This is a genomic window from Sphingomonas asaccharolytica NBRC 15499 (genome assembly GCF_001598355.1).
GTDB classification, from domain to species: Bacteria; Pseudomonadota; Alphaproteobacteria; order Sphingomonadales; family Sphingomonadaceae; genus Sphingomonas; species Sphingomonas asaccharolytica.
In genome coordinates, this window is record NZ_BCYU01000176.1 from 1 (window position 1) to 1322 (window position 1322).

At 63.7% G+C, this 1322-nt stretch carries 1 protein-coding gene and 1 pseudogene; one reads left to right on the forward strand and one right to left on the reverse strand.

Translation table 11 applies throughout. The annotated features are described in order from the left end of the window. Positions 1-395: endonuclease domain-containing protein (locus tag SAS01S_RS21945; RefSeq protein ID WP_245657075.1), on the reverse strand; the 395-nt coding region annotated here is incomplete at its 3' end. 209 nt (positions 396-604) lie between these two features. On the opposite strand from SAS01S_RS21945, the pseudogene SAS01S_RS21950 reads away from it, so the two are divergent. Next, positions 605-1322 (forward strand): annotated as a pseudogene (locus tag SAS01S_RS21950) (methyl-accepting chemotaxis protein); the annotation flags it as partial.

Sequence of the window (1322 nt, forward strand, 5' to 3'; positions counted from 1 at the left end):
TCTTCTAGTTCTTGAATCCGCCGGATCAGCGCTTCGCGGACGACGTGGATGACTCCTTCCAGGTTGCTCAAGACATCGTTGTTCCAGAAGCGGAGGATTTCGAAACCTTCGGATTCGAGAAACGCCGTCCGCCTGGCGTCACGCTGTTCGTCATGTTGTCCGCCGTCGATCTCCACGATCAACATCGCGTCGAGGCAGGCGAAGTCGGCGACATATGGCAGCAGGCTGTGCTGGAAGCGGAATTTGAACCCGTCGATCTGGCGGTTGCGGGCGCCTTGCCAGAATTTCTCCTCCGCGTCGGTGCGGTGGCGGCGGAGTTGGGAGGCGTGTTCGCTGATCTGGCGGCGGACTGGGGGCATGTGGGGGATTTTAGAAGGAAGAAGACCCTCACCCAACCTGCATCGGGTAAACAGCGCCCCGCGCTGTTTAGGTCATGCCGGGGGCATGACCGACCCGGTGCACCCGTGAACGGGAGAGGGCAGATTGAACCACTTTGGCGGCATCTCCCCCTACCTCATCCTAACCCTGCCTTAACCAAGTACGCGCTAGCTCTGGCGTCCGACCGGCTAATTCCTCCCAGCGGCCGGAAAGCGGAGAAAAATCGTTGAGCACCCCTGACTTGCCTGTCCCCGGCGCCATCGCCGCGAAGATCGACCTTCGCGCGCGCCTCAGGGTGTTCGATTTCGACGGCACGCTGGCCTCGTCGAGCCGCGAGGCCTGGGCCGTGCTCGAGCCCGAAATTCACGCCATTTCCGAAGCTTATTGGCAGCAATGGCTGCGGTGTTTTGCCGACGAGCGGATCTGGGCGACGCACGAGACGCAGAAGATGATCGACATCGGTTGCGACTTTCTGCGCAACCGCTTCCTCGACACGTCGGGCCGCGCCTGGATCGAATCGATCGAGCGCTCGGTCGCCGCGGCATTCTCCGCCGATGTCTCGCCAATGGCATTACTGTCGATGATTTCCGCCAGCGACCGCGCCGCCTTGGGCGTGATGGTCGCGCGCGTCGATCGCGACGATCCCCGCCTGCCGGTGTTGCTCGACACGCTGATGCGCTTGTCCGCGCTCGAGGGCGAGATCACCGTCGATATCTATAATTCCTACCGCGAGCACCAGGCGCAAGTCGCGCGCGACCGGCTGTCGGTCGAATTCCGCGACGGCATCGCCGCGATGGTCGAACGCGCGACGAGCGAAGGCGCGACGTTGCGCGACCAGGCGGCGCGCAGTTCGGGATCGGCGCGCGGCATGATCGACAAGACCGCCGAAGTGGCGGCCGCGGCCGAGCAATCGGCAGTGGCGATGCGCGAGGCGGCGCAGACCT